Consider the following 26,736-nt stretch of genomic DNA (forward strand, 5'->3'; position numbering starts at 1 on the left):
TTTAGTTTTTGTTTTTCTCTTGTGAAAACAACTTGATGCCGTTCAGCGCGTTATGTGTTTGAGTATTTAAAATGCGAGTGGTTTTTTAATTATATCGCCTCGTATTTCGAGCTGCGAACGTGTTGCGCTCAGTACCAAATTTACGTTGGTGTTGGCTTTTTCTGTGTGGGAGCTTATCTGCGTTGTTGATGACAAGAACGCCGATTGAGTTGATTCGGCCCTCTTTATTAAAGCTTAAGGCCCCTCTAATGAATAACTATGACCTGCGTAGTGGCAGTTTCCTTAATGACCTGCTGGTGTCGGATACTGGTCCGTTTGGAGTGAGATTTGGTAACAAACCCTCTTACACAACGGACCAGGCAGCCAAACAGCTCACGCGGCAAAACCTGCGTTTTCATGACCGAAACGGCGATTCCAAAATCGATGTGAATTACACGGTGGATAACAGTTTCACTCGCGCCCAGCAGCATCGCGTCCGCCAGGCGCTGCAGTCCTGGCAGGATGTGGCCAATATCAATTTCCGCGAGCAGGGAGGCGGCTCGGACGGCACGCTCAACATTCGCAACGATCCACGCTCAGCGGGGGGGATTGCAACATTTCCCAGCCGTTACACGACCAACCCCTCGGCCACGATTGGCACGAAGGGAGAAAGCGCATCCCCGGGGCTGGGCAGTCACTTTGCGGTGACGACCATACATGAGATCGGCCACGCCATCGGCCTGCACCACCCTGGAAACTACGACGGCGGCGGCTTCAGTTACAAGAGGAATGCGGTCTACGCCGAGGATACGAAAGCGCGCTCGGTGATGAGTTATTGGTCGGAGCGGGAGCACAAAGGTCACGACTTCAAGTTGCAAAATCCGTCTGCGCCTATGATGGACGATATCGCGGCTGCGCAACGCTTGTACGGAGCCAACCATCAAACCCGTCACACCGACACCACCTATGGCTTCAATTCAAACACCGAGCGGGAGGCGTTGAGCCTCAAGAGCGCTACGGACCAGCCGGTCTTTTGTGTGTGGGACGGCGGGGGTGTCGACACCCTGGATTTCTCCGGGTTTTCCCAAGACCAAGTCATCAATTTGAACGCCGAGTCGTTTTCTGACGTCGGCGGTTTGAAAGGCAATGTCTCCATCGCCAAGGACTGTAGAGTTGAAAACGCAATCGGCGGCGCGGGTCGGGACACCCTGTTGGGGAATGAGGCTGCTAACCGGCTCAAGGGCGGTGGCAGGGGCGATACCCTCAAAGGCGGTGGCGGCGCGGACACCTTTGTCTACGACAAGGCCAGTGACTCCCTGCCGTCCGACCCTGACATGATCGAGGACTTCACCAGCGGCACCGATACGATCGACGTGTCGGGCGCGGTGAGGGAGGCGGGTGTACAGGCGCTGGTGTTTACGGATCGGTTCACTGGGCGAGCCGGGGAGGCGGTGCTCGAGCATGATGCCAGTACGGGACGTTCAAGCCTGGCCATTGACCTCAAGGGCAAGGGCGAAGCGAGCCTGGTGCTCAGCAGCAAGGGGGAGATCAAGTCAAACGATGTGCGTTGGGATGGACAGGCGCCTGAGGTCCAGCCAGCGCCAACCCCAACCCCAACGCCAGCCCCAGCCCCCGTCCCGTTGCAGGATAAAAAACCGGAAGACACCGTCGGCTTGATCCAAATGTTTGCCATTACCCTGTTAGCGTCTTTCTCGCGGCTGCTGAGCCTGCTGACGTCGCCGTCCGGCCAGGCATCGGCAGGAAAAAAACAGCCTTAAGTCCATGACTCAAGCCGTGGCAACCCTGGCCTGACGCGACGCACTCAAAAACCGCAACAGCGCCACCAGCGGGAACGCGCTGCCCACCAGCATCACACCCAGCCAGCCGCCGTGTTCGTACACGCTGCTGGCGATCGCCGAGCCGAAGGCGCCGCCGATGAAGATGCTGGTCATGTACAGCGCGTTCAAGCGGCTGCGGCTTTTGGCGTCGAGGGCGTAGACGGCGCGTTGGCCGAGGACCATGTTCATCTGCACGCAGAAATCCAGGACCACGCCGGTCACGGCCAGGCCGATCACGCTGTACAACGGGTGTACAAAAGCCGGCAGGAAGCTCAGCACCGCCAGAACCATGGCAAGCAGCGACGCGCGGTGGGTGTGGCCGGCATCGGCCAGGCGGCCGGCAATCGGCGCGGCGATGGCGCCGATGGCGCCCACCAGGGCGAAGAGTGCGATCTGGGTCTGGCTCAGGCCATGGTTGCGCACCAGTTCCAGCGGGACGGCGGTCCAGAACAGGCTGAAGCTGGCGAACATGCAGCCTTGGTAGAACGCCCGTTGACGCAGCACCGGTTGTTCACGCAGCAGGGTGCCCAGGGAACGCAGCAGTTGGCCATAGCTGGCGCTGTGGTCGGGCTGGCGCTTGGGGATGGTCATCAGCAACACCACGCTGATAAACGCCATCAACGCCGCCGCCGCCATGAACATCGCACGCCAGCCGAAGTGATCCGCCACGACGCTGGACACGGGCCGGGCCAGCAGGATGCCTAGCAACAGGCCGCCCATGATGCTGCCGACCACACGGCCACGGGACTCGGCCGGCGCCAGGTGCGCGGCCAGGGGAATCAGGATCTGTACCGATACCGAACTGAAACCGATCAGCAACGACACCAGCAGGAACAGGTTCGGTTGTTCGGTCACCGCTGCGCCCAGCAGGCTGGCGATGGCGAGTACAGTGGTGGCGATCATCAGCTTGCGGTTTTCCAGCAGGTCACCCAGGGGTACCAGGAAAAATAGGCCCAGGGCGTAGCCGATTTGCGTCAGCGATACGATCAGACTGGCCATGGCGGGCGAGAGGCCGATGTCCGGCGCGATCATTTCGATGATCGGCTGCGCGTAGTAGATGTTGGCGACGATCGCGCCGCAGCAAAACGCAAACAGCAGCACCATCCCGCGGGTCATGGTGCTTGTGGCATGTGGGGTAGCGTTCATGGTGTTCTCATAAAAGGCGAGGAAGATGGCGAGCGAGAGTAAAGACAAGGCCCAACGCCGAGTAGGCCGCTCGCGGTGATAACACTCATGCCGGGAACTGATGACCGAAACGTTAAGGTTCAGTTGGATGGGCAATGATACATTCAGACACATCTGCCGAAACAGGAAATCCACTGCGATGAAAATCACTTTGAACAAGATGCTCCTGGCTTCCACGCTGGCCGCCGCGATGGCCACTGGCTTGGCCCAGGCCGCCGACACTCCGCGCGTCGGCGTGCGCGGCGCCATTACGGCAATGCAGGGCGATGCGATGCACGTCAAGGTCAATAGCGGCGAAGACGTCATCGTGCACCTGAACAAGGACACCCAGGTCCGCGCCGTTACCCTGGCCAGGATCGATGAGATCAAGCCGGGCAGCTACATCGGCTCCGCCGCCATGCCCAATGCCGATGGCAGCCTGACTGCACTGGAAGTGCATGTGTTCCCACCGGCCATGGCCGGCACGGGGGATGGCCACCGCGCGTTTGACTTGAAAGAAGGCAGCAGCATGACCAACGGCACCGTCGGCGACCTGGTGGTCAGCAACGGACGTACGCTGACCGTCAAGTACAAGGGTGGCGAGCAGAAAATCGTGGTGCCGGAGGATGTGCCGATCGTCAACCTGGAGCCTGGGGACCGCAGTTTGCTCAAGGTAGGCACGAAGGTGGTGTTGTTTGCCGCGCAGGGCGCGGACGGGACCATCACCGCCCAGGCCATTTCGGCCGGCAAGGATGGTGTGACCCCCCCGATGTAACTGCAAAAATACAAAACCAATGTGGGAGCTGGCTTGCCTGCGATGCTGTCGCCTCGGTCTATCAGCCAGACCGAGGTGATGCTATCGCGGGCAAGCCAGCTCCCACACTGATCGCGTTTCTTCAGTTACTGACCGGAATAGATCTGGTCAAACACCCCACCATCATTGAAGTGGGTTTTCTGCACGGTGCGCCAGTCGCCAAAGGTCTTCTCTACCGACAGGAAGTCGACTTTCGGGAAGCGGTCGGTGTACTTGGCCAACACGGTCGGATCACGCGGACGCAGGTAGTTGTTGGCTGCTATCTCTTGACCTTGCGGCGACCATAGATACTTCAAGTAATCCTCGGCAGCCGCACGGGTACCTTTCTTGTCGACGACTTTGTCGACCACCGACACCGGCGGTTCAGCTTCGGCGGAAACGCTTGGGTAGATCACTTCGAACTGATCGCGGCCGAATTCACGGGCGATCATTTCCGCTTCGTTTTCAAAGGTTACCAGCACGTCGCCGATCTGGTTGGTCATGAAGGTCGTCGTGGCGGCACGGCCGCCGGTATCCAGCACCGGCGCCTGTTTGAACAGCTTGCCGACGAAGGCCTTGGCCTTGTCTTCATCGCCGCCGTTCTTCAACACGTAGCCCCAGGCCGACAGGTAGGTGTAGCGGCCGTTGCCCGAGGTTTTCGGGTTGGGCACGATCACCTGTACGCCGTCTTTCAAAAGATCCGGCCAATCCTTCAGGGCTTTGGGGTTGCCTTTGCGCACGATAAACACCGTGGCCGAGGTGAACGGCGCACTGTTGTTCGGCAGACGGGTGACCCAGTTGTCCGGCACCAGTTTGCCGTTGTCCGCCAGGGCGTTGATGTCGGTGGCCATGTTCATGGTGATCACGTCCGCCGGCAGGCCGTCGATGACCGAACGCGCTTGCTTGCTGGAGCCCCCGAAGGACATCTGCAGGGTCAGTTTGTCGTCCGGGTGCTCGGTTTCCCAGTGTTTCTGGAAGGCGGCGTTGTAGTCCTTGTAGAAATCGCGCATCACGTCGTAGGAAACGTTAAGCAGTGTGACGGGGGCAGCCTGGACGGCGCCGGCCAGGGCCAGGCCGGCGGCCAGGAGGGAGGCGCTAACGAGTTTTTTCACTGCTCATTCCTTGTTGTTCGAGAAGGTTGTCGATTCAGGGCAATATGCCAGCGACTATAGCGGGCGCGGCCTGGACGCTTAAAGATTAAAACGTACTGTGCTTATTCCACTTTCTTGAACAGCGCGTTGCCACAGCGTGAGCAAAAGGCCGCGTTGGGTTCATGGCTGTTCTTCTTGCACACCGGGCAATCGGTCTGCAGCTGCTCGCCGCGCATGGCACTCGCCAGTTCAGCGGTGAAGATCCCGGTGGGCACGGCAATGATCGAATAACCGGTGATCATCACCAATGACGAAATCACCTGGCCCAGCGGCGTCTTCGGCACGATATCGCCAAAGCCCACGGTGGTCAGGGTCACGATGGCCCAGTAGATGCCCTTGGGGATGCTGGTAAAGCCGTGTTCCGGGCCTTCGATCACATACATCAAGGTGCCGAACACCGTGACCAGCGTGCACACGCTGACCAGGAACACCACGATCTTCTGCTTGCTGCCACGCAGCGCCGCCATCAGGTAGTTGGCTTGCTTGAGGTACGGGCTGAGCTTGAGCACCCGGAAGATGCGCAGCATGCGGATGATGCGGATGATCAACAGGTACTGGGCATCGCTGTAGTACAGCGCCAGGATGCCAGGCACGATGGCCAGCAGGTCCACCAGCCCGTAAAAACTGAAGGCATACCGCAGCGGCTTCGGCGAGCAGTACAGGCGCAACCCGTACTCGATCAGGAAGATCAGCGTGAAGCCCCACTCGATATAGGCCAGCACGTCGGCGTAGTGCTGGTGGATCTGGTCGATGCTGTCGAGCATCACGACCACCAGGCTGGCCAGGATGATCAGCAACAGGATGCCGTCAAAACGCCGCCCGGCGGCTGTGTCGCTTTGGAAAACCATGACGTAGAGCCGCTGGCGCCAGTCGTTGTTGCTGTTCATAAATCCCGCCTGAAACTGATATCGGGCAAGCCTAGGGGGATTCGAAGGGCCTGTCCATGCGGGGGTTGCGCAGCACGCGCGCGCCTGCACGCACCAACCAGCACGCGAGGATGAACGGCGCGGTCAATGCAGGCAGGTGCAGGGCGGCAAAGCCCGGCGTGAGGAGGATCGCCAGCAGGATGCCGAGCAGTGGCCACCAGGGTTGGCGACGTACCTGGCTCAGGGCCAGCGCCGCGAGTGCCGGGTTGTAACTGTGCAGGCCGAGAAGGGCGCTGGCCGGTTCGTGCAGACACAGCGCAGCGAGCATGCCAGCGCTGGCGCCGATCAGCGCCCATACGGCGGCGCGCCGGTTGGCCAGCCACAGGCCCAGGGCAATCAGGGCACCCGCCATGGGCTGGTCCAGCAGCATGATCTGGGCAAGCCCGGTAAAAGGCGCGGTGAAGAGGGCCACGGTGTCGGGTTCGCTCAAGGTCAACGTGCCTTGGGGGACCGTGCCCAGCAGCAACCAGCCCAGGCCGACAAAAGGCGCGGTATAGGCCGGCAAATCATCGGGCTGGCCGGCGCGTTTCAACCATTGGCGCGTCAGGATCGCACTCAAGCCACCGCACGCCAGGATCAGCGGCGGCAACAAGGCCGACCAGGCGAAGTGCTGGCTGATCAACAAGCCCAGCAGCACACCGTTGTAGCTATACAGGCCGGCCTGGCGCTCCACCTTGGGATACCCGCGCCGCTGGGCCGTAAGCAGGCCCGCCACACCGCCCAGCAACGCCCCGCCGAAGGCCGCCGGGGCGCCGACCAGGATGGCCAGCAGGCACAGCACGCCGCACAGCGGTTGGCGCTGCAGGAAGATCTGGCTGAAGCCGTTGAGCAGGGCCTCGGCCCAGTCGGGGCAGGTCTGGTTGGGCATTGGATTAAGTCAGTTAGGCCGAGTTGCCCCCTTCGCGAGCAAGCCCGCTCCCACATTTGACCGCGTTTTACCTGACTAAACGCGGTCGAATGTGGGAGCGGGCTTGCTCGCGAAGAGGCCCGAACAGGCGCTAGATCAATGTCTCGATACGCAGCGAGTTGGTCGACCCCGGCTGCCCGAACGGCACCCCGGCCGTAATCACCAACGTGTCCCCGCGCTGCGCCATGCCCTGGGCCTGGGCTATCTCCAGCGCCGTGGAGCACACCTCATCCACCTGGCGCAGCCTGTCGTTCACCACCGAATGCACGCCCCACGCCACGCTCAACCGCCGCGCCGTGGACAGGTTCGGCGTGAGGTTGAGGATCGAGGCCGCCGGCCGTTCCCGCGCCGCGCGCAGGCTGGAGCTGCCGGACTCGCTGTAGTTCACCAGCACCGCCACCGGCAAGATGCTGCTGATACGGCGGATCGCGCAGCTGATGGCGTCCGACACCGTGGCATCCGCCTTGGGCCGGCTGACGTCCAGTTGGGTCTGGTAGTCCGGGCCGCTTTCCACCTGGCGGATGATCTTGCTCATCATCTGCACGGCTTCCAGCGGGTATTCGCCGGACGCGGTTTCCGCCGACAGCATCAGCGCATCCGCGCCTTCGGCCACCGCATTGGCGACATCCGTGACTTCGGCCCGGGTCGGCGCCGGCGAGAAGCGCATGGATTCCAGCATTTGCGTGGCCACCACCACCGGTTTACCCAGCTGGCGACAGGTGCGGATGATGTCTTTCTGGATCTGCGGCACGCTTTCGGCGGGCACTTCCACGCCCAGGTCGCCTCGGGCCACCATGATTGCGTCACTCAGTTCGGCGATTTCCCGCAGGCGTTGCACGGCCGAGGGCTTCTCGATCTTGGCCATCAGGAAGGCCTTGTCGCCGATCAACTTGCGGGCTTCACGGATGTCTTCCGGGCGCTGCACGAACGACAGCGCCACCCAGTCCACCCCCAGTTCCAGGCCGAAGCTCAAGTCGCGCCGGTCCTTGGCGGTCAACGGGCTGAGTTCCAGCAGCGCTTGTGGGACGTTCACGCCTTTGCGGTCAGACAATTCGCCGCCGTTCAGCACCGTGGTGTCGATGGCATGCGCGTGTTTGGTGATGACCCGCAGGCGCAGCTTGCCGTCGTCCAGCAACAGGTCCATGCCCGGTTCCAGGGCCTTGAGGACTTCCGGGTGGGGCAGGGTGACCCGGCGCTGATCGCCCGGTGTTTCGTCCAGGTCCAGGCGCAGGGCCTGGCCGCGCACCAGTTGCACCTTGCCCTCGGCAAAACGCCCGACCCGCAGCTTCGGCCCTTGCAGGTCCATGAGGATGCCAAGCGGGTAATTCAACTGGCGTTCCACTTGACGAATCCATTGGTAACGCTGGGCGTGATCGGCGTGGTCACCGTGGCTGAAATTGAGGCGGAAAATATTGACCCCGGCTTCCACCAGCTCGCGGATGTCATCGATGCCGTCGGTGGCGGGGCCCAGGGTGGCGAGGATTTTGACCTTCTTGTCAGGCGTCATGTTGGGCAGTCTCAAGAATCAGGATGGCGCGAAAGTCATTGACGTTGGTGCGCGTCGGCTCGGTGATGATCAAAGCGTCGAGGGCGGCGAAATAACCGTAGCCGTTGTTGTTATCCAACTCATCGCTGGCCGATAGGCCGAGGGCTTCGGCGCGCGCATAACTGCAGGGGGTCATGATCGCGCCGGCGTTGTCTTCCGATCCGTCGATGCCGTCGGTATCGCCGGCCAGGGCGTACACGCCGGGCAGGCCCTTGAGGCTCTCGGTGAGGCTCAGCAAGAACTCCGCATTGCGCCCGCCACGGCCGTTGCCGCGCACGGTGACGGTGGTTTCACCGCCGGACAGGATCACGCACGGCGCCGCCAATGGTTGGCCATGCTGCACGATCTGCCGGGCAATCCCGGCGTGCACCTTGGCCACGTCCCGCGCTTCGCCCTCCAGGTCCCCAAGGATCAATGGGCTGAAACAGGCCTGGCGTATTTTTACCGCCACCGCTTCCAGGGACTGCTGTGGGCGGGCGATCAACTGGAAATGGCTGCGGGCGAGCACCGGGTCGCCGGGCTTGACGGTTTCCGACGCCGGGTCGTGCAACCAACTGCGCACGGAGGCGGGGGCGTCGATGTGATAGCGCTTGAGGATCGCCAGGGCCTGTTGCGAGGTGCTGGGGTCGCCGACGGTGGGGCCGGAGGCAATCACCGTGGCCTGGTCGCCCGGCACATCGGAAATCGCGTAGGTGTAGACCGTCGCCGGCCATGCTGCCTTGGCCAGTCGGCCGCCCTTGATGGCCGAGAGGTGCTTGCGCACGCAATTCATCTCGCCAATGGTCGCGCCGGACTTGAGCAGGGCTTTATTGAGGGTTTGCTTGTCGGCCAGGGTGATGCCTTCGGCGGGCAGGGCCAACAAAGCGGAGCCGCCGCCGGACAGCAGGAAAATCACCCGGTCGTCTTCGCTGAGGTTGCTGATCAATCCCAGCACGCGCTGGGCCACGGCCAGGCCGGCGGCGTCCGGCACCGGGTGGGCGGCTTCGACCACTTCGATTTTCTTGCATGGCGCACCGTGCCCGTAACGGGTGACGACCAGGCCGGTGACTTCGCCCTGCCAGCAGTTCTCGACGACAGCGGCCATGGCGGCGGCGGCCTTGCCGGCACCGATCACAATCACGCGTCCGCTGCGGTCGGCGGGCAGATAGGGTTCCAGGACGTGCCGGGGATGGGCGGCGTCGATGGCTGTGGCAAACAGCTCGCGAAGCAGGTGTTGCGGATCGACCGACATAAGCGGGCTCCCGGGGGATTCTTATTGTTGGAGGTGCTTCAATTTCAGGCTTGGAATGCAACTAAAATGTGGGAGCTGGCTTGCCTGCGATAGCGGTGTGCCAGGCAACTCATCTTCAACTGGAAGACCGCTATCGCAGGCAAGCCAGCTCCCACACTGGGTTGTATTTCAAAGAAAGTTATTTATCGCGAATCGAAAAGTTCGCCATATGCTCCAGGCCCTTGATCAAGGCCGAATGGTCCCAATTCCCACCGCCCAATGCCGTGCACGTGCTGAACACCTGCTGCGTACCGGCGGTATTCGGCAGGTTGATCCCCAGCTCCTTGGCACCGGCCAGCGCCAGGTTGAGGTCCTTCTGGTGCAGGTTGATGCGAAAGCCCGGATCAAAGGTGCCCTTGATCATGCGCTCGCCGTGCACTTCGAGGATTTTCGACGACGCAAAACCACCCATCAGCGCTTCACGCACCTTGGCCGGGTCTGCGCCATTCTTCGCGGCGAACAGCAGCGCTTCGGCCACCGCCTGGATGTTCAAGGCAACGATGATCTGGTTGGCCACCTTGGCGGTCTGGCCGTCGCCATTGCCGCCGACCAAGGTGATGTTCTTGCCCATGGCCTGGAACAACGGCAAGGCGCGCTCAAAGGTCTGCGCCTCGCCACCCACCATGATGCTCAGGGTGCCGGCCTTGGCGCCGACTTCGCCACCGGACACGGGCGCGTCCAGGTACTGCGCGCCGGTCTCGTTGATCTTTTCGGCAAACGCCTTGGTGGCGGTGGGCGAGATCGAACTCATGTCGATCACCACCTTGCCTGGCGACAAGCCGGCGGCGACGCCGTCGGCGCGCAACAGCACGTCTTCGACCTGTGGCGTGTCGGGCACCATCACGATGATGAACTCGGCTTCCTGCGCCACTTGCTGCGGGTTGGCCAGGGCCACCGCGCCCGCCTCGATCAGGGCTTGCGGGGCCTTGCCGTGGTGCTCGGACAGGAACAGTTGGTGACCTGCTTTCTGCAGGTTGGCGGCCATGGGTTGACCCATGATGCCGGTGCCGATGAATCCGATTTTAGCCATGAAGAAATCCTCTTTTTATTCGATGTGCAGCCAGATACGGTCCCGCAAACACAGGAGATCCAATGTGGGAGCGGGCTTGCTCGCGAAAGCGGTGTATCAGTCAACATCAATGCTGAATGTCAGACTGCATTCGCGAGCAAGCCCGCTCCCACATGAGTTTTTAGCCAACCCAAACCCGCTTCGGTAGTGGTCAACGGCTTGTACTCACAGCCGACCCAACCCGTGTACCCAATGCGGTCCAGGTGTTCGAACAGAAACCGATAGTTGATCTCGCCAGTGCCCGGCTCGTTGCGCCCTGGGTTGTCCGCCAGCTGGATGTGGTTGATCTCACCCAGGTGCGCGGCCATGGTGCGGGCCAGGTCGCCTTCCATGATTTGCATGTGATAGATGTCGTATTGCAGGAACAGGTTGGCGCTGCCCACCTGCTCGCGAATCGCCAGGGCTTGCGCCGTGTTGTTGAGGTAAAAACCCGGGATGTCGCGCGTATTGATCGCTTCCATCACCAGCTTGATGCCCGCCGCTTGCAGCTTGTCGGCGGCATATTTGAGGTTGGCGACAAAGGTTTTTTCCAGGATTTCGTCATCAATACCCTGTGGCCGGATACCCGCCAGGCAGTTGATCTGGGTGTTGCCCAGCACCTGGGCGTAGGCGATGGCCAGCTTGACCCCTGCGCGGAATTCCTCGACCCGGTCCGGGTGGCACGCCAGGCCGCGTTCGCCCTTGGCCCAGTCGCCGGCCGGCAGGTTGAACAGCACCTGGGTCAGGCCATGGGCGTCGAGTTGCGCCTTGATGTCGGCAGAGCTGAATTCATAGGGGAAAAGGTACTCGACGCCTTCGAAGCCGGCATCGGCAGCGGCTTTGAAGCGAGCCGGGAAGTCCTGTTCGGTAAACAGCATGGACAGGTTGGCGGCGAAACGCGGCATAAGGTTCTCCTTAATCGAGCAGGGAAATGGCAGTGGGCGCATCGTTGCCGACCAGTGCCAGATCTTCGAATTCGTTGACGGCGTTGATCTCGGTGCCCATGGAAATATTGGTCACGCGCTCCAGAATAATCTCAACGATCACGGGAACCTTGAATTCCTTGATCATTTCCTGGGCCTTGCGCAGCGCCGGCTGGATCTCGCCTGGCTCGAACACCCGCAACGCCTTGCAGCCCAGGCCTTCGGCGACGGCCACGTGGTCGACGCCGTAACCGTTGAGTTCTGGCGCGTTGAGGTTGTCGAAGGACAGCTGCACGCAGTAGTCCATTTCAAACCCGCGCTGGGCCTGGCGGATCAGTCCCAGGTAGGAATTGTTCACCACCACATGGATGTACGGCAGCTTGAACTGCGCGCCCACCGCCAGCTCTTCGATCATGAACTGGAAATCATAGTCGCCGGACAGCGCCACCACCTGGCGGCTCGGGTCGGCCTTGACCACGCCGAGGGCCGCCGGGATGGTCCAGCCCAGTGGGCCGGCCTGGCCGCAGTTGATCCAGTGACGTGGCTTGTACACATGCAGGAACTGCGCGCCGGCAATCTGCGACAGGCCGATGGTGCTGACGTAGCAGGTGTCCTTGCCGAACACCTGGTTCATCTCTTCGTAGACCCGTTGCGGCTTGACCGGCACGTTGTCGAAGTGTGTCTTGCGGTGCAGGGTGGCCTTGCGCTGCTGGCAGTCGTTGAGCCAGGGACTGCGGTCCTTGAGCTTGCCAGCGGCTTTCCACTCGCGGGCCACTTCAATGAACATCGTCAGCGCGGCGCCGGCGTCGGAAACGATGCCCAGGTCGGGTGTGAATACGCGGCCGATCTGGGTCGGCTCGATGTCGACGTGGATGAATTTACGGCCCTCGGTGTAAACCTCGACCGAACCGGTGTGGCGGTTGGCCCAGCGGTTACCGATGCCCAGCACCACGTCCGACTTGAGCATCGTCGCGTTGCCATAGCGGTGCGAGGTCTGCAGGCCGACCATGCCGACCATCTGCGGGTGATCGTCGGGGATGGTGCCCCAGCCCATCAGGGTCGGGATCACCGGGATACCGGTCAATTCAGCGAATTCAACCAGCAGTTCGCTGGCGTCGGCGTTGATGACGCCGCCGCCGCTGACCAGCAGTGGGCGCTCGGCCTGGTCCAGCATCGCCAGGGCTTTTTCCACCTGGATCCGCGTTGCCAGTGGCTTGGCCAGGGGCAGCGGCTGGTAGGCGTCGATGTCGAATTCGATCTCGGCCATCTGCACGTCGAACGGCAGGTCGATCAACACCGGGCCTGGGCGGCCGGAGCGCATCTCAAAGAAAGCTTTTTGGAACGCGTAGGGCACCTGGCCAGGTTCCAGGACGGTGGTCGCCCACTTGGTCACCGGCTTGACGATGCTGGTGATATCCACGGCCTGGAAGTCTTCCTTGTGCATACGGGCGCGGGGTGCTTGCCCGGTGATGCACAGGATCGGGATGGAGTCGGCCGAGGCGCTGTACAGGCCGGTGACCATGTCGGTGCCCGCCGGGCCCGAGGTACCGATGCACACGCCGATATTGCCGGCCTTGGTGCGGGTGTAACCCTCGGCCATGTGGGAGGCGCCTTCAACGTGGCGAGCAAGGACGTGATCGATGCCACCCACCTTCTGCAAGGCCGAGTACAGCGGGTTGATCGCGGCGCCTGGGATGCCGAAGGCGGTGTCCACGCCTTCACGGCGCATCACCAGGACGGCGGCTTCGATTGCTCTCATTTTGCTCATTATTTTGGTGCCTCTTGCGTTTTGTAATTGTATACAAGTGGTGTCTGGCCAAAGTGTATTCACGGCGGACGGCGCAGGTCAATTCATTTTATTTTTTGACTTGAGCGTTCGTCGGAAGGCTTGTACAGGGGGTTTTTCGACGTACGGTGACTTTGTGCCTAAATATTGTATACAAAATAATGAGTCATTGTGTTCTATTTGTTTGATCGAGCTTCTGATCAGTCAGGCCTCCATCGCTTCCCCAATAACAAAAGAAGGACGGCACCATGAGCGCTTTAACCTTGAAAATTGCCACCCAATTGGCCAGCCAGGCCCTCAGTGCAGGGCGCACCCTGTGCACCGCACCGCTGACGATTGCGGTGCTCGACAGCGGCGGCCACTTGATCACCTTGCAACGGGAAGACGGCGCCAGCCTGCTGCGCCCGCAGATCGCGATCGGCAAGGCCTGGGGCGCGATTGCCCTGGGCAAGGGCTCACGCCTGTTGGCGCTGGATGCGCAACAACGCCCGGCGTTTATCGCGGCGTTGAACAGCCTGGGGCAGGGCAGTGTGGTGCCGGCACCGGGTGGTGTGTTGATTCGGGATCAACAGGGCCTGGTGCTGGGCGCGGTCGGCATCAGCGGGGATACGTCGGATATTGACGAGCAGTGTGCGATTACGGCGATTGAGGGGGTGGGGTTGGTGGCGGATGCGGGGGCGTTGGCTTGAGTCTTCGGTGACTTCAAAGGCCCCTTCGCGAGCAAGCCCGCTCCCACATTCGACCGCATTTCAAAGGATGTACATGGGCAAATGTGGGAGCGGGCTTGCTCGCGAAGGGGGCGACTCGGTATGGGCTCTATACCCAAACGGCATCCCACAAAGGATAGTCGCCAATTCGCTCTACCAAACCCGCTCGCAGAGGATTAGCCACTACATACCTCGCCATCTTTACCAAGTCATCTTCCTTGCGCAGCGCACGATCATGAAAGCTGGTTTGCCAAAGCCTTCCTTTACGCCCGGAAGCCCCGTTCACGCTTCGAGTACTTTTGGACTTCACTTGGCACATCAAATCCCCCAGCGAACCTTTTTGTAATTCGAGCAACCAGTGGAAATGGTCGGGCATAACCACCCAGGCCAGGGAGTTTGCCAAGCCTTGATACTGAGCGAGCCTGAATTGCCAGACTACTAGGCGGCCCAGATGGAAGTCGCGAAATATCGGGACTCGTTCATGGGTGTTGGTGGTGATCAGGTAGATGCGGTTCGCTTCGCTGAACCGCCCGATACGCAAGCGGTGTGAAGTGGCTAAATCAGGCATTCCTTGGCCTCTCTTCAGTGGGGATTCTGAGAGGCTAGATCTTGGTGGCTAGGACTGATCGGCAGGCTTTTGGCTGGATGTGTCTGGCCGGGCGCTATCGCGGGCAAGCCCGCTCCCACAGGGGATTTGGGCAATTCATACATGTTGTGTACGGCGCAGGGCAGTGTGGGAGCTGGCTTGCCTGCGATAGCTTCACCCGGTCCCTCAATCCGGCTCACACCCCTTGAGCACCAACCGAATAATCGTCTGCGCCGCCGCCTCATAATCCGCCTCATCGAGCTTGGCCTTGCCGGTCACCGCCGAGATCTGCCAGTCAAAATCCGCGTACGTCTGCGTCGCCGCCCAGATGCTGAACATCAGGTGGTTGGGGTCGATCGCCGCGATCAGGCCGCGGTCTACCCAGTGCTGGATGCAATCGATATTGTGCTTGGCCTGGGCATTCAATTGCTCGACCTGATCAGCGCTCAGGTGGGGGGCGCCGTGCATGATTTCGCTGGCGAAGACCTTGGAGGCGAAGGGCAGGTCGCGGGAGATGCGGATTTTCGAGCGGATGTAGTTGCTCAATACGTCCTTGGGCTCGCCGTCGCGGTTGAACGGTGTGGAGGCAGCCAGGATCGGCTCGATGATGCTTTCGAGCACCTCGCGGTAGAGGTTGTCCTTGGATTTGAAGTAATAGTAGACGTTGGGCTTGGGCAACCCGGCCTTGGCGGCAATGTCGCTGGTTTTGGTCGCGGCGAAGCCCTTCTCGGCAAACTCCTCGCTGGCCGCCCGCAGGATCTTTTGTTTGTTGCGCTCGCGAATGGTGCTCATGAACCAGGGGTTTCCTTGCCAGTACAGGCGGTTGCGCATGGTAGCACCGGCCATCCGCGAGCCTCAACAATGTGCCCGCAAAGCGTTGCGCCGCGCTATGCTCGCCCCATCCCCCTAATACGGAAGCCCGATTCATGGCAGGAAGCAGTTTGTTAGTGTTGATCGACGATATCGCCGCGGTACTCGATGACGTCGCCCTGATGACAAAAATGGCCGCAAAAAAAACCTCCGGCGTGCTGGGCGACGACCTGGCGCTCAATGCCCAGCAGGTCAGCGGCGTGCGCGCCGAGCGGGAAATTCCCGTGGTGTGGGCGGTGGCGAAGGGCTCATTCCTCAATAAGCTGATCCTGGTGCCGACGGCATTGCTGATCAGCGCCTTTGCTCCCTGGGCGGTGACGCCACTGTTGATGCTCGGCGGCGCCTACCTGTGCTTCGAGGGCTTCGAAAAGCTGGCCCACAGGTTTCTGCACAGCAAGGCCGAAGACCAGGCCGAACACACGCACTTGGTTCAAGCCGTGGCTGACCCGGCGACCGATCTGGTGGCGTTCGAAAAAGACAAGATCAAGGGCGCGATCCGCACCGACTTCATCCTCTCCGCCGAAATCATTGCTATCACCCTTGGCATCGTGGCCGATGCGCAATTGACGCAGCAGGTGATCGTGCTGTCGGGCATCGCCATCGTGATGACCGTGGGCGTTTACGGATTGGTCGCGGGTATCGTCAAGCTGGATGACCTGGGCCTGTGGCTCACCCAGAAGCCTGGCCGCGTGGCGCGCGGTATCGGCGGCGGTATCCTGTGGGCGGCGCCGTACATGATGAAGAGCCTGTCGGTGATCGGCACGGCGGCAATGTTCATGGTGGGTGGCGGCATTCTTACCCATGGCGTGCCGGTGGTGCATCACTGGATTGAAACGGTGAGCCAGAGCGCGGGTGCGATGGCGTGGTTGGTACCGACGTTGCTCAATGCGGTGGCGGGGATTATTGCCGGGGCTGTCGTGTTGCTGGGCGTGGTGGTTGTGAGCAAAGCCTGGCGGGCGATCAAAGGCTGAGACTGGGCGAACAGGCGCTGATGACGGCGCCTGTTTGCTTTATACAGGCTCTGTTTTACGCGTTGCGTGGGTACCTGCGGGTTTCGAAGCTCAGCCCTGGATAGCCATGGTCGGTGAAATTCAGAAGCCGCTGTGTTTCTGTAACACCACGTGCCGTGTGCGTAAGGCCTGCCATATAGAGTTCTATACCGTCTATCTTCTTGTTATTAGGCGTGCCGTTTCTACCACCCGCTTTATCGATATAGTTCAGCACATGTTCAGCCTTGCGCGCGAAGCTGGCCCGAGCATTGGCGGAAAACTTTGTATCATTCCAGTTTCCCCCTATTTGGTTGTAGAAGTTCTCAACGACGTGAGTTGGCAGGTGGTTGAACACATTAAACAGGGGGTTGTCGCTAATTTTTTCCGCCGTGCGACGATCACCCAGCGAGCTTAGCTCGTTTCCGTTCGGTGGGCGCAGGCCATCGTTCTTCGGTGCGCGCGGACCGGCGTCACTCGTTGGAAGCCCTGGCATTTCGAGGCGTGAAGCGTGTGCACTATTGAGGTTCGAAGTAACTAGCATGAATATGGCTCTCTTCCTGTGAGTAAGTAGTGTAAGTAGCCCGTTATCGCTGATGATCAGGCAGCGACGTGCGCTACTTCCCATGTGTGAGAGTTTCAATCCATCTAGTTCCTTCTGTGTCATAGAAGGGTTGGTTGCAGCTTATTTTGTTTTTGTTTAATGCTTCACATAAAAAAGCCGCCCTGTTTATTGGGCGGCTCTATTTTATATTGCTAATAATTAATTATTCGGCAATCTGCAACTTGCGTGACTCCGAATAGATGTAACGCACCTTCTCATACTCAAACGGCGAGTTCATCTGCCCATACCGGAAGCTGGTCTGGTAGCGCTTGTCGACCGCGCGCAACGCCCAGATTTCCGGGTGGTTGGAACTGACTTCGGCGACGTTGAGGAAGTTGATCTGCGATTCAGCGGTGTAGTCGACCAGCAAGCCGCCGGTGTCACGTACGTTCGACGGGCCGAAGACCGGCAGTACCAGGTACGCGCCGCCCGGCACGCCGTAGAAGCCCAGGGTCTGGCCGAAGTCTTCGCTCTGGCGTGGCAGGCCCATGGCGGTGGCCGGGTCCCACAGGCCGGCGATGCCGATGGTGGTATTGACCAGCAGGCGGCCGGTGGTTTCCAGGGAACGGTGGCCCTTGAGTTGCAGCAAGCTGTTCAACAGGTTGGGCACATCGCCCAGGTTGTTGAAGAAATTGCTCACGCCGGTGCGCAGGAAGCTGGGCGTGACATAGCGGTAACCGTCGACCACCGGCAGGAATACCCATTGGTCGAAGCGGTAGTTGAAGTGGTACACGCGACGGTTCCACGCTTCCAGTGGGTCGTAGACGTTGAGTGCGTTGACCGATGAACGCTCGAATTCACGCTGGTCCAGGCCCGGGTTGAATTTGAGTTTGCTCAACGGCTCCTTGAAACCGTCGGCGTCGATCACCGTTGGCGCGTGAGCCTTGCTGTTGTCGGCATTGGCCACGCCTGCACACATCAAGGCGGCAAGCAGCAGAAGATATTTAGCCACGGAAGAACTCCAGCATGGCGTCGGCGTTGACGCGGTAATTAAGGTTGCCGCAGTGGCCGCCCAGCGGGTAGACGGTCAAGCGATCGCCGAAGGTTTTACGCAGGAAACCGAGGTCGCCCGGGCCCAGGATCACGTCGTCGGCGTTGTGCATGACTGCGATTTTCGGGCTGTCGTGCAGGTAATCCTTGAGCGCGTACAGGCTGACCTGGTCCACCAGTTGCAACAGGCTGCCGCCGTCGGTGCGTGCGCGCCACATCGGGATCACTTGTTCGGTGAGGTAGCAGTCGAAATCGCATTGCAGCGCCCGCTTGAGGAACGGCGTGAGGCTGGTACCTTCGGTGATCGGGTACTTTGGCGGAATGATCAGGCCGCGGCGGTTGATCAGGTCCGAGGTAAAGGCGATGTCGGCCGCCGAGAAGCGGAACGAAGTGCCGATCAGCATGGCCATCTGTTCGTTGGTCAGGTGCTGCTTGGATTGCTGGAAGTCGTAGAGCAGGGCGTCGTTAAGGTCGATGTAGCCCTTCTGCTGGAAGTAACGGGTCAGCTTGTTCAGCACCAGCTCATAGAATGTGGTGGTGTTGTTGATGCCCTTGACCTCGGTCTGCACCAGCTTGTCGAGGTTGGTGATTGAGGTGTAGAGGTTGACCGGCGGGTTCAGCAGCAGCACTTTCTTGAAGTTGAAGCTGCGACGGGTCTCGTCGAGCTTGCTGACAAAGGCCGCATCCAGGGCGCCCAGGCTGTAGCCGGTCAGGTAGAAGTCGGTCACCGGCAACGACGCGTTCTGCGCGCGCACGGCTTGCATCACGCGGTACATGTCTTCGGCGTCTTCCTGGCTGATGCCTGGGGTGGCGAAGCGCGAAGCCGAAGCGATGAAGTCAAAGCTGGTGGGCGAGGACAGCTGCACCACATGGTAGCCGGCCTGGTAATAGAGTTTTTTCAGGTATTCGTTGATGCTGCTGTCGAAGCGCGCACCGGTGCCCGCAATGAGGAAGATCAGCGGCGCGGCGCGATCCTGCTTGGCGATGCGGTAGGTGAGTTTCTTCACCGCCCAGAAGTTGTCCGGCAGGCTGAATTCGCGCTCGGGGCGCATGTTCAGGGTGTAGTCGGACTGATTGATCTCGTCATCGCTCGGCAGTTTCGGCCTAAGGTCTGGCGGGGTGGTGGCGATGGTCGCCTCAAACGGGTTGGTCAAAGGGTAGCCATAGCTGGCTTGGTCGATATCGACGGCCAGTGCTGACGCACTCAGAAAAAGGCTGCCCAGTAAGGCAGCACAGCGCAAGGAACGGAGCATGACTTAATCCCTAAGAGGAAACGTGCTTGATGAATTCGCAGGCTATGACCACCGCGTTGCCACCGAAGTGCCAGCTATCGGCACGAAAAGTCGGAAAATAACGTCGGAATCGGGGTAATAACAGGCAGACGATACACGTTGACACGTCCGGATGAACACTAATTGTGTGTATGCACCTTGTTAACGGCCACCGGCGCATTAAGCTGAGCGCCATTTTTACCTTTCGGAGTGCCCCAATGTCCCGTCGCTTGCCGTTGATTCTGCTGCTTCTTGCCTTGCCGCTGTGGCTGGCCGCCAGCTATGGCGCGCGCTACGGCTTCATGGAAGACGGACAGTGGGTGGGGATCTGCGCCGATGAGGCCAGCCGCTGGGAATGCCAGTTGCGTTCGAACCTGGGGTTGATCATTCACTTCAAGGTGCTGGGCTGGTCGGCACTGATCACAGCGGTGCTGGCGTTTTTTGTGCCGGGCCGCGCGGGGTGGTGGCTGGCGGTGCTGGCGCTGGTGTTCGGGTTGCCGGCGCTGGCGTTGTACAACACGACCTTTGCGGTGTTTGCCGTGGTGATTGCGGGGTTGCGGTTGGTCAGGAAGTCTCGCGGCGCCTGATCGGGCCTCATCATTGAAGGCGCAGGGGCTGTAGTGAGCGGGCTTGCCCCGCGCTGGGTGGCGAAGCCGCCCCAGTAACTACACCGCAGTGTCTCAGATAAAACCGAGTCGCCTGGTTTGGGGCGGCTTCGCCACCCAGCGCGGGGCAAGCCCGCTCACTACATGCGAGGTCTCAGGCTTTGCGTACTCGCAGGCACCGCCACAAGGCTATAACCATGAGCAGGCTGACCATGGCCCAACCCCAAGCCTGCTGATTCAACAGGCCCTCACGGAACAGTTGCGGCGCAATGCCCGCACCGATGATAAAGGTCAGCAACGCAATCTCCCGACGCGGCCCGGTCACCGGCCGCACCAGATACACCAGGGCCGGCAGCACCAGCGCCGCACTCGGGAAGCTGCGATAGCGCGGGTCGAACACCAACGCCAGCATCATCACCGCTCCCGCGAACCCGGCAATCGCCACCAGCCAGCCTGCACGCTGCTCAAGCCAGTTGAACGTCCGCTCACGCCAGCCCGCGCGCGCGCTCAAGGCCAATGCTGCATGAGCCAGCACCAACAGGTTCAAGACCACCAGCAGGCCGGCCCACAGCCATTCATCACCAAAGCGTGCGGTCACACGGGTCAGTTCGGCCCATGTACCAATGGAACACGCCGCCACCGCGCCCAACAGGGGCAATGCGATCGCGGCGCGCGTGCTGCGTACACGACCGCCCAGCGCCAGGGTAGCCAGCAGGATAATGCCGCCCACCCCCAGCCACACGGGCCAGTACGGCACATTGGTCACGGGCCCGGCAAGGATGCCCTTGTCCTGGCGATCTGCATCGAACAGTCCCCAATAACCGCCCACGGCGCCTTCACTTGCACGCTTCCAGGGTTGGTCGAAGGCTTCGATCAGGTTATAACGCCAGCCATTGGCCTCGGCCATGGCCACGAAGCCGCGCATGAACCTGGCTTCGTTGACCCGGCTCGGCACGGCCGTTTCGCGCTGGCGGCCTTCGCTGGGCCAGCCGGTTTCCCCGATTACTATGTCCTTGGGGGCAAACGTGTGGCCAAAGGTCTGGCGCACATCGCCTACGTGCTTGAGCGCCTGGTCGATGCCGGAGGGATCATCTTCCCAGTACGGCAACAGGTGAATGGTCAGGAAATCCACCGCCGGGGCGATTTCCGGGTGCTGCAGCCAGAACTCCCACACGTCGGCGTAGGTCACCGGCTGCTTGATCCGGCTTTTGACGGTCTGGATCAGCTTCACCAGTTGCGCGGCGGTGACTTCCTTGCGCAGCAGGGCTTCGTTGCCGACGATCACCGAAGTCACGACGTCCGGGCTGGCGTTGGCCGCAGCGATCAGTTGCTCGATCTCCTTTTGGGTCGCCACAGCGTCACTGCTGACCCACGCGCCGGCCATCACCTTCAGCCCGTGCCGGCGCGCCATGTCCGGTAAGGCCTGCAGGCCGGTCATGGAGTAGGTGCGAATGCACTCGAACCGCGTGGCAAGCAGGGCGAGGTCGGCGTCCATGCGCTCCGGGCGCAGCGTGAACGGCTGGTCGAACGGCGATTGGTCTTTATCGAAGGGGGTGTACGAGGCGCACTGCATCTTGTGCGTGGCGCTGGCGACATCGGGCAGCACCACGGGCCGGCCGAGGCTATACCAGTAGCCGACCAGGGCCAGCAGGCCGAGGATCAAGGCGAAGAAATAGGGCAGGGCAGGGAAGCGGGCATTCGCGGGCATGGTCGGCTTATCTGGGGGAGCAAAGGCGCGCATCTTACCCGGATTTGCTCCGTGCCAGTGGAGCCGCATAATTTTGACATGCAAAGTTCGGGCGGGATTTTGACGTCAAGCCCGGCAAAACGCCCTGCTGGCCAGGTGATGTCGTTTCCTGCTTGGGCAAGGTCGCTGACAGAGCAGGTCGAAGACCCCGGCAGGTTGATGATCAAACTGTCAGCACTCCACTGATGTCACACCAGCCGGATCGATGCGCGTGAAGGGGGCGCGGTGCACCACATAACAACAGGTTGACGCCGCTCGGCATCCGCCGGGCGCAGCACTTTCGGGGAAGCACTATGAAGATGCGACGACTCTTGGGCGCAGCTGCCACTCTGGTAGTTGCGATGAGCTCCACATTGGCCAGCGCCGACAGCAAAACCCTGAGCATCGGCTACGTCGATGGCTGGTCGGACAGCGTTGCCACCACCCACGTGGCGGCCGAAGTGATCAAGCAGAAGCTCGGTTATGACGTGAAACTGCAAGCGGTCGCCACCGGGATCATGTGGCAGGGCGTCGCCACCGGCAAGCTTGATGCCATGCTCTCCGCCTGGCTGCCGGTGACCCACGGTGAGTACTGGGCCAAGAACAAGGACAAGGTGGTCGACTACGGCCCCAACTTCAAGGATGCGAAGATCGGCCTGATCGTGCCGGAGTACGTCAAGGCCAAGTCCATCGAAGACCTGAAGACCGATACGACCTTCAAGAACAAGATTGTCGGCATCGACGCCGGTTCAGGCGTCATGCTCAAGACCGACGAAGCCATCAAGCAGTACGGCCTCGATTACAAACTGCAAGCCAGCTCGGGCGCGGCGATGATCGCCGAGTTGACCCGTGCCGAAGACAAGCAGGACTCCATTGCCGTCACCGGTTGGGTGCCACACTGGATGTTCGCCAAGTGGAAACTGCGTTTCCTGGACGATCCAAAAGGGATTTATGGGGCTGCTGAAACCGTCAACAGCATCGGCAGCAAGGGCCTGGAGAAGAAAGCGCCGGAAGTCGCTGCCTTCCTGAAGAAATTCCAGTGGGCCTCCAAGGATGAAATCGGCGAAGTCATGCTCGCCATCCAGGAAGGCGCCAAGCCGGATGCCGCGGCCAAGGATTGGGTAGCCAAGCACCCGGAGCGCGTGGCCGAGTGGATCGCTAAATAACTCACTTGAGACAACCCTGTGGGAGGGGGCTTGCTCCCGAAGGCGGTGTGTCAGTCACAGATTTCTGGCTGATACACCGCCTTCGGGAGCAAGCCCCTCCCACATTAATTCCAGCCCCTGCAATTGTTCCTGCACGCCCGCCAACCCTCGCTACACTCGATCTACTACTAAGGTCGTCTGGAACCTGCCCCACAGCCGCATACAGTGGCCATGTTCCAAAATAATAAAAAGCTGTGCTGCGAGGATAAAAACAATGAACGACAGCATTTACCTCTCGATTCAAAACAGCCCGCGTTTCAAGGAGCTGGTGAGAAAAAGGGAAAGGTTCGCCTGGATTCTCTCGGCGATCATGCTAGGGCTTTACTCCGCTTTCATCCTGTTAATCGCCTATGGGCCACAAGTACTGGGGGCCAAGATCAGCCCCGGTTCGTCGATTACCTGGGGCATTCCCCTGGGCGTCGGGCTGATTGTGTCCGCCTTCATCCTGACCGGCATCTATGTGCGCCGGGCCAACGGCGAGTTCGACGACCTGAACAATGCGATTCTCAAGGAGGCTGCGCAATGATCCGGCGTCTACTGGCAGTATTCGGCGCTTCGCTTTTTGTCCCGGCCGTCTGGGCGGCTGACGCATTGACCGGGGCCGTGCAAAAGCAACCCTTGAACATCTCGGCCATCGTGATGTTTGTGGCGTTTGTGGGCGCCACCTTGTGCATCACCTACTGGGCGTCCAAGCGTAACAAGTCTGCGGCCGACTACTATGCGGCAGGCGGCAAGATCACCGGTTTCCAGAATGGCTTGGCGATTGCCGGCGACTACATGTCGGCGGCGTCCTTCCTGGGGATTTCCGCACTCGTCTACACCTCCGGCTACGACGGCCTGATCTACTCGATCGGCTTCCTGGTGGGCTGGCCGATCATTTTGTTCCTGATCGCCGAGCGCCTGCGTAACCTGGGTAAGTACACCTTTGCCGACGTGGCCTCCTACCGCTTGGGGCAAACCCAGATCCGCAGCCTGTCGGCGTGCGGTTCGCTGGTGGTGGTGGCGTTCTACCTGATCGCGCAGATGGTGGGCGCGGGCAAGCTGATTCAACTGCTGTTTGGCCTGGACTACCATGTCGCGGTCATCCTGGTGGGCATCCTGATGTGCCTGTACGTGCTGTTCGGCGGCATGCTGGCGACCACCTGGGTGCAGATCATCAAGGCCGTGCTGTTGCTGTCCGGTGCCTCGTTCATGGCGCTGATGGTGATGAAGCACGTCAACTTCGATTTCAACATGCTGTTCTCCGAGGCGATCAAGGTTCACCCTAAAGGTGAAGCGATCATGAGCCCCGGCGGCCTGGTGAAAGATCCGATTTCGGCATTCTCCTTAGGGCTGGCACTGATGTTCGGTACCGCCGGCCTGCCGCACATCCTGATGCGCTTCTTCACGGTGAGCGATGCCAAGGAAGCGCGTAAGAGCGTGCTGTATGCCACAGGCTTCATCGGTTACTTCTACATCCTGACCTTTATCATCGGCTTCGGCGCGATCCTGCTGGTGAGCACCAACCCGGCGTTCAAGGATGCTGCAGGCGCCTTGCTCGGTGGCAACAACATGGCGGCGGTGCACCTGGCCGACGCGGTAGGTGGCAGTATTTTCCTGGGCTTCATCTCGGCCGTGGCGTTTGCCACCATCCTGGCAGTGGTTGCCGGTTTGACCCTGGCGGGTGCTTCGGCGGTGTCCCATGACCTGTACGCCAGTGTGATCAAGAAAGGCAAGGCCAACGACAAGGATGAGATTCGCGTCTCGAAGATCACCACCATCGCCCTGGCGGCGCTGGCGATCGGCTTGGGCATCCTGTTCGAAAGCCAGAACATCGCGTTCATGGTCGGCTTGGCGTTCTCGATTGCCGCCAGCTGTAACTTCCCGGTGCTGCTGCTCTCCATGTACTGGAAGAACCTCACCACCCGTGGCGCGATGATCGGCGGCTGGCTGGGCCTGGTCAGTGCTGTCGGCCTGATGGTGCTGGGGCCGACCATCTGGGTCTCGATCCTGCACCACGAAAAAGCCATCTTCCCGTACGAGTACCCGGCGCTGTTCTCGATGATCATTGCGTTCGTCGGCATCTGGTTCTTCTCCATCACCGACAAGTCGGCGGCGGCAGAGAAAGAGCGTGCGCTGTTCTTCCCGCAGTTTGTGCGTTCGCAGACTGGCCTGGGGGCGAGTGGGGCGGTTGATCACTAAGGTTGTAGCAGAATAGGAAATACCCCGGTCGAAAGGCCGGGGTATTTTTTTGTCTGGAGTTCGGTGCTGTCTGGGCCATTGCTATCGCAGGCAAGCCAGCTCCCATATTCGACCGGGTACACCCTTTGGAATGCAGTTAAATGTGGGAGCTGGCTTGCCTGCGATAGCGGTAGACCAGGCACACAAACAAAAACGGCCTCCACTAAGGGAGGCCGTTCTCGGTACAACTAAGCCAAGTGCTTACTTGCGATCTTCCAGCTTGGTAATGTCACGCGACTCGTAGCCGGTGTACAACTGGCGCGGGCGGCCAATCTTGTACGGGCTGGAGAGCATTTCTTTCCAGTGGGAGATCCAGCCCACGGTCCGCGCCAGGGCGAAGATCACGGTGAACATGCTGGTTGGAATGCCGATCGCCTTGAGGATGATCCCCGAGTAGAAGTCGACGTTCGGGTACAGCGAGCGTTCGATGAAGTACGGGTCGGTCAGGGCGATCTCTTCCAGGCGCATGGCCAGTTCGAGTTGCGGATCGTTCTTGATGCCCAGTTCCTTCAACACTTCGTCGCAGGTCTGCTTCATGACGGTGGCGCGCGGGTCGCGGTTCTTGTAGACCCGGTGACCGAAGCCCATCAGCTTGAACGGGTCGTTCTTGTCCTTGGCCTTGGCGATGAATTTGTCGATGTTGGACACATCGCCGATTTCATCGAGCATGGTCAATACGGCTTCGTTCGCACCGCCGTGGGCAGGGCCCCACAGTGCGGCGATGCCGGCGGCGATACAGGCGAACGGGTTGGCCCCCGAAGAGCCCGCCAGACGCACGGTAGAGGTCGAGGCGTTCTGCTCGTGGTCGGCATGGAGGATGAAGATCCGGTCCATGGCCTTGGCAAGCACCGGGCTGATCGGTTTGATCTCGCACGGGGTGTTGAACATCATGTGCAGGAAGTTTTCCGCGTACGTCAGGTCGTTGCGCGGGTACATCATGGGTTGACCCATGGAGTACTTGTAAACCATTGCGGCCAGGGTCGGCATCTTGGCAACCAGGCGGATCGCGGAAATTTCGCGATGCTGCGGGTTATTGATGTCCAGGGAGTCGTGATAGAAGGCCGACAGGGCGCCAACCACGCCGCACATGACGGCCATCGGGTGGGCGTCGCGACGGAAGCCGTTGAAGAAGGTCTTCAACTGCTCGTGAACCATGGTGTGGTTCTTCACGGTGCTGACAAACTGGGCTTTCTGCTCGGCTGTTGGCAATTCGCCATTTAGCAGCAGGTAGCAGGTTTCCAGGTAGTCCGACTGTTCGGCGAGTTGCTCGATCGGGTAGCCGCGGTGAAGCAGAATGCCATTGTCGCCATCGATATAGGTGATCTTCGACTCGCAAGAGGCGGTCGACATGAAGCCTGGGTCGAAAGTGAAACGGCCCGTGGCCGTCAGGCCCCGTACGTCGATAACATCGGGACCAACGGTGCCGGTTAAAATGGGCAGCTCGACGGGGGCTGCGCCCTCGATGATCAACTGCGCTTTTTTGTCAGCCATGTGGCCTCCTATTTATGCTTCAAATCATCAGACAGACCCCCCACGCAGGGCCCGCACCACTATAGTGAGATAAATTCAGATGTCAATTTGCCTAAAGTCTTGCTCCAGAAGGCTTTAACCCTACTATTTCGTCGAAATTGAGCG

Annotated in this window: 24 protein-coding genes; 8 read left to right on the forward strand and 16 right to left on the reverse strand. The window is 60.5% G+C overall.

What is annotated here, in order from left to right; all coding sequences use genetic code 11:
* Nucleotides 1–248 precede the first annotated feature (248 nt).
* Complete coding sequence (locus KVG91_RS18710) at nt 249–1,757, forward strand: M10 family metallopeptidase C-terminal domain-containing protein (RefSeq protein WP_169378138.1); 1,509 nt, start codon at nt 249–251, stop codon at nt 1,755–1,757.
* A 9-nt stretch (nt 1,758–1,766) separates the two neighbouring features.
* Here KVG91_RS18710 and KVG91_RS18715 read toward each other — a convergent pair whose 3' ends face one another.
* Nucleotides 1,767–2,963 (reverse strand): MFS transporter, encoded by a 1,197-nt coding sequence (locus KVG91_RS18715; RefSeq protein WP_169378137.1) that lies wholly within the window; start codon nt 2,961–2,963, stop codon nt 1,767–1,769.
* A gap of 178 nt (nt 2,964–3,141) precedes the next feature.
* Between KVG91_RS18715 and KVG91_RS18720 the strand changes: the two genes are divergently transcribed.
* The gene (locus tag KVG91_RS18720) at nt 3,142–3,756 is read left to right on the forward strand and encodes a DUF5666 domain-containing protein (RefSeq protein WP_169378136.1); all 615 of its coding nucleotides are present in this window, start codon (nt 3,142–3,144) and stop codon (nt 3,754–3,756) included.
* A 125-nt stretch (nt 3,757–3,881) separates the two neighbouring features.
* On the opposite strand, the gene KVG91_RS18725 is transcribed toward KVG91_RS18720, so the two are convergent.
* The 8 genes from KVG91_RS18725 to gcl all read right to left on the reverse strand — a co-directional run bounded on the left by KVG91_RS18725 (nt 3,882) and on the right by gcl (nt 13,313).
* The gene (locus KVG91_RS18725; protein WP_169378135.1) at nt 3,882–4,886 is read right to left on the reverse strand and encodes a sulfate ABC transporter substrate-binding protein; all 1,005 of its coding nucleotides are present in this window, start codon (nt 4,884–4,886) and stop codon (nt 3,882–3,884) included.
* A gap of 101 nt (nt 4,887–4,987) precedes the next feature.
* Entirely contained in the window at nt 4,988–5,812 is an 825-nt protein-coding gene (locus KVG91_RS18730; RefSeq protein WP_169378134.1) for an ion transporter, read from the reverse strand.
* A 31-nt stretch (nt 5,813–5,843) separates the two neighbouring features.
* Nucleotides 5,844–6,719, reverse strand: a complete 876-nt coding sequence (locus KVG91_RS18735; RefSeq protein ID WP_169378133.1) for an urea transporter — start codon at nt 6,717–6,719, stop codon at nt 5,844–5,846.
* Nucleotides 6,720–6,849: 130 nt separating this feature from the next.
* Nucleotides 6,850–8,265: a pyruvate kinase gene (pyk, locus tag KVG91_RS18740; protein ID WP_169378132.1), complete on the reverse strand. Its 1,416-nt coding sequence runs from the start codon at nt 8,263–8,265 to the stop codon at nt 6,850–6,852.
* On the reverse strand, nt 8,255–9,535 hold the full coding sequence (locus KVG91_RS18745) for a glycerate kinase type-2 family protein (RefSeq protein WP_169378131.1): 1,281 nt from the start codon (nt 9,533–9,535) through the stop codon (nt 8,255–8,257). The genes pyk and KVG91_RS18745 overlap by 11 nt, the downstream gene beginning before the upstream one ends.
* Before the next feature lie 178 nt (nt 9,536–9,713).
* A complete protein-coding gene (locus tag KVG91_RS18750; protein ID WP_169378130.1) occupies nt 9,714–10,604 on the reverse strand; it encodes a 2-hydroxy-3-oxopropionate reductase in 891 nt (296 codons plus the stop codon).
* A 119-nt stretch (nt 10,605–10,723) separates the two neighbouring features.
* Nucleotides 10,724–11,527: a hydroxypyruvate isomerase gene (hyi, locus tag KVG91_RS18755; RefSeq protein ID WP_169378129.1), complete on the reverse strand. Its 804-nt coding sequence runs from the start codon at nt 11,525–11,527 to the stop codon at nt 10,724–10,726.
* Nucleotides 11,528–11,537: 10 nt separating this feature from the next.
* On the reverse strand, nt 11,538–13,313 hold the full coding sequence (gcl, locus tag KVG91_RS18760) for a glyoxylate carboligase (protein WP_169378128.1): 1,776 nt from the start codon (nt 13,311–13,313) through the stop codon (nt 11,538–11,540).
* Between the two features lie 266 nt (nt 13,314–13,579).
* On the opposite strand from gcl, the gene KVG91_RS18765 reads away from it, so the two are divergent.
* Nucleotides 13,580–14,020, forward strand: a complete 441-nt coding sequence (locus KVG91_RS18765; protein WP_169378127.1) for a GlcG/HbpS family heme-binding protein — start codon at nt 13,580–13,582, stop codon at nt 14,018–14,020.
* A gap of 127 nt (nt 14,021–14,147) precedes the next feature.
* On the opposite strand, the gene KVG91_RS18770 is transcribed toward KVG91_RS18765, so the two are convergent.
* Nucleotides 14,148–14,606 carry an REP-associated tyrosine transposase gene (locus tag KVG91_RS18770; protein WP_169378126.1) on the reverse strand — a complete coding sequence of 153 codons (459 nt, stop codon included), beginning with the start codon at nt 14,604–14,606 and terminating at the stop codon, nt 14,148–14,150.
* Nucleotides 14,607–14,810: 204 nt separating this feature from the next.
* Complete coding sequence (locus KVG91_RS18775; RefSeq protein ID WP_169378202.1) at nt 14,811–15,416, reverse strand: TetR/AcrR family transcriptional regulator; 606 nt, start codon at nt 15,414–15,416, stop codon at nt 14,811–14,813.
* Nucleotides 15,417–15,550: 134 nt separating this feature from the next.
* Between KVG91_RS18775 and KVG91_RS18780 the strand changes: the two genes are divergently transcribed.
* Entirely contained in the window at nt 15,551–16,465 is a 915-nt protein-coding gene (locus tag KVG91_RS18780; protein WP_169378125.1) for a DUF808 domain-containing protein, read from the forward strand.
* 55 nt (nt 16,466–16,520) lie between these two features.
* Here the strand turns inward: KVG91_RS18780 and KVG91_RS18785 are convergent, their stop codons facing one another.
* From KVG91_RS18785 to KVG91_RS18795, 3 genes are all read right to left on the reverse strand, one after another.
* Nucleotides 16,521–17,024 (reverse strand): hypothetical protein, encoded by a 504-nt coding sequence (locus KVG91_RS18785; protein WP_169378124.1) that lies wholly within the window; start codon nt 17,022–17,024, stop codon nt 16,521–16,523.
* Between the two features lie 223 nt (nt 17,025–17,247).
* Nucleotides 17,248–18,036: an MlaA family lipoprotein gene (locus tag KVG91_RS18790; protein ID WP_169378123.1), complete on the reverse strand. Its 789-nt coding sequence runs from the start codon at nt 18,034–18,036 to the stop codon at nt 17,248–17,250.
* Nucleotides 18,029–19,327 carry a serine/threonine protein kinase gene (locus KVG91_RS18795; RefSeq protein ID WP_169378122.1) on the reverse strand — a complete coding sequence of 433 codons (1,299 nt, stop codon included), beginning with the start codon at nt 19,325–19,327 and terminating at the stop codon, nt 18,029–18,031. Before KVG91_RS18795 ends, KVG91_RS18790 begins: the two co-directional genes overlap by 8 nt.
* A 236-nt stretch (nt 19,328–19,563) precedes the next feature.
* Here KVG91_RS18795 and KVG91_RS18800 point away from each other — a divergent pair, with 236 nt between their 5' ends.
* On the forward strand, nt 19,564–19,932 hold the full coding sequence (locus KVG91_RS18800) for a hypothetical protein (RefSeq protein ID WP_169378121.1): 369 nt from the start codon (nt 19,564–19,566) through the stop codon (nt 19,930–19,932).
* A 172-nt stretch (nt 19,933–20,104) separates the two neighbouring features.
* On the opposite strand, the gene KVG91_RS18805 is transcribed toward KVG91_RS18800, so the two are convergent.
* Nucleotides 20,105–21,658: a glycoside hydrolase family 17 protein gene (locus KVG91_RS18805; protein WP_169378120.1), complete on the reverse strand. Its 1,554-nt coding sequence runs from the start codon at nt 21,656–21,658 to the stop codon at nt 20,105–20,107.
* Nucleotides 21,659–21,990: 332 nt separating this feature from the next.
* On the opposite strand from KVG91_RS18805, the gene KVG91_RS18810 reads away from it, so the two are divergent.
* The 3 genes from KVG91_RS18810 to KVG91_RS18820 all read left to right on the forward strand — a co-directional run bounded on the left by KVG91_RS18810 (nt 21,991) and on the right by KVG91_RS18820 (nt 25,062).
* Nucleotides 21,991–22,842, forward strand: a complete 852-nt coding sequence (locus KVG91_RS18810; protein WP_076950477.1) for a glycine betaine ABC transporter substrate-binding protein — start codon at nt 21,991–21,993, stop codon at nt 22,840–22,842.
* A gap of 253 nt (nt 22,843–23,095) precedes the next feature.
* Nucleotides 23,096–23,407, forward strand: a complete 312-nt coding sequence (locus tag KVG91_RS18815) for a DUF485 domain-containing protein (RefSeq protein ID WP_003190001.1) — start codon at nt 23,096–23,098, stop codon at nt 23,405–23,407.
* Nucleotides 23,404–25,062, forward strand: coding sequence for a cation acetate symporter (locus KVG91_RS18820; protein WP_169378119.1), 1,659 nt, complete (start codon nt 23,404–23,406; stop codon nt 25,060–25,062). The genes KVG91_RS18815 and KVG91_RS18820 overlap by 4 nt, the downstream gene beginning before the upstream one ends.
* Before the next feature lie 240 nt (nt 25,063–25,302).
* On the opposite strand, the gene gltA is transcribed toward KVG91_RS18820, so the two are convergent.
* Nucleotides 25,303–26,592: a citrate synthase gene (gene gltA / locus KVG91_RS18825; protein ID WP_012723087.1), complete on the reverse strand. Its 1,290-nt coding sequence runs from the start codon at nt 26,590–26,592 to the stop codon at nt 25,303–25,305.
* Nucleotides 26,593–26,736: the final 144 nt, after the last annotated feature.

It is taken from the genome of Pseudomonas azadiae (assembly GCF_019145355.1).
In the GTDB taxonomy this organism is placed as follows: domain Bacteria; phylum Pseudomonadota; class Gammaproteobacteria; order Pseudomonadales; family Pseudomonadaceae; genus Aquipseudomonas; species Aquipseudomonas azadiae.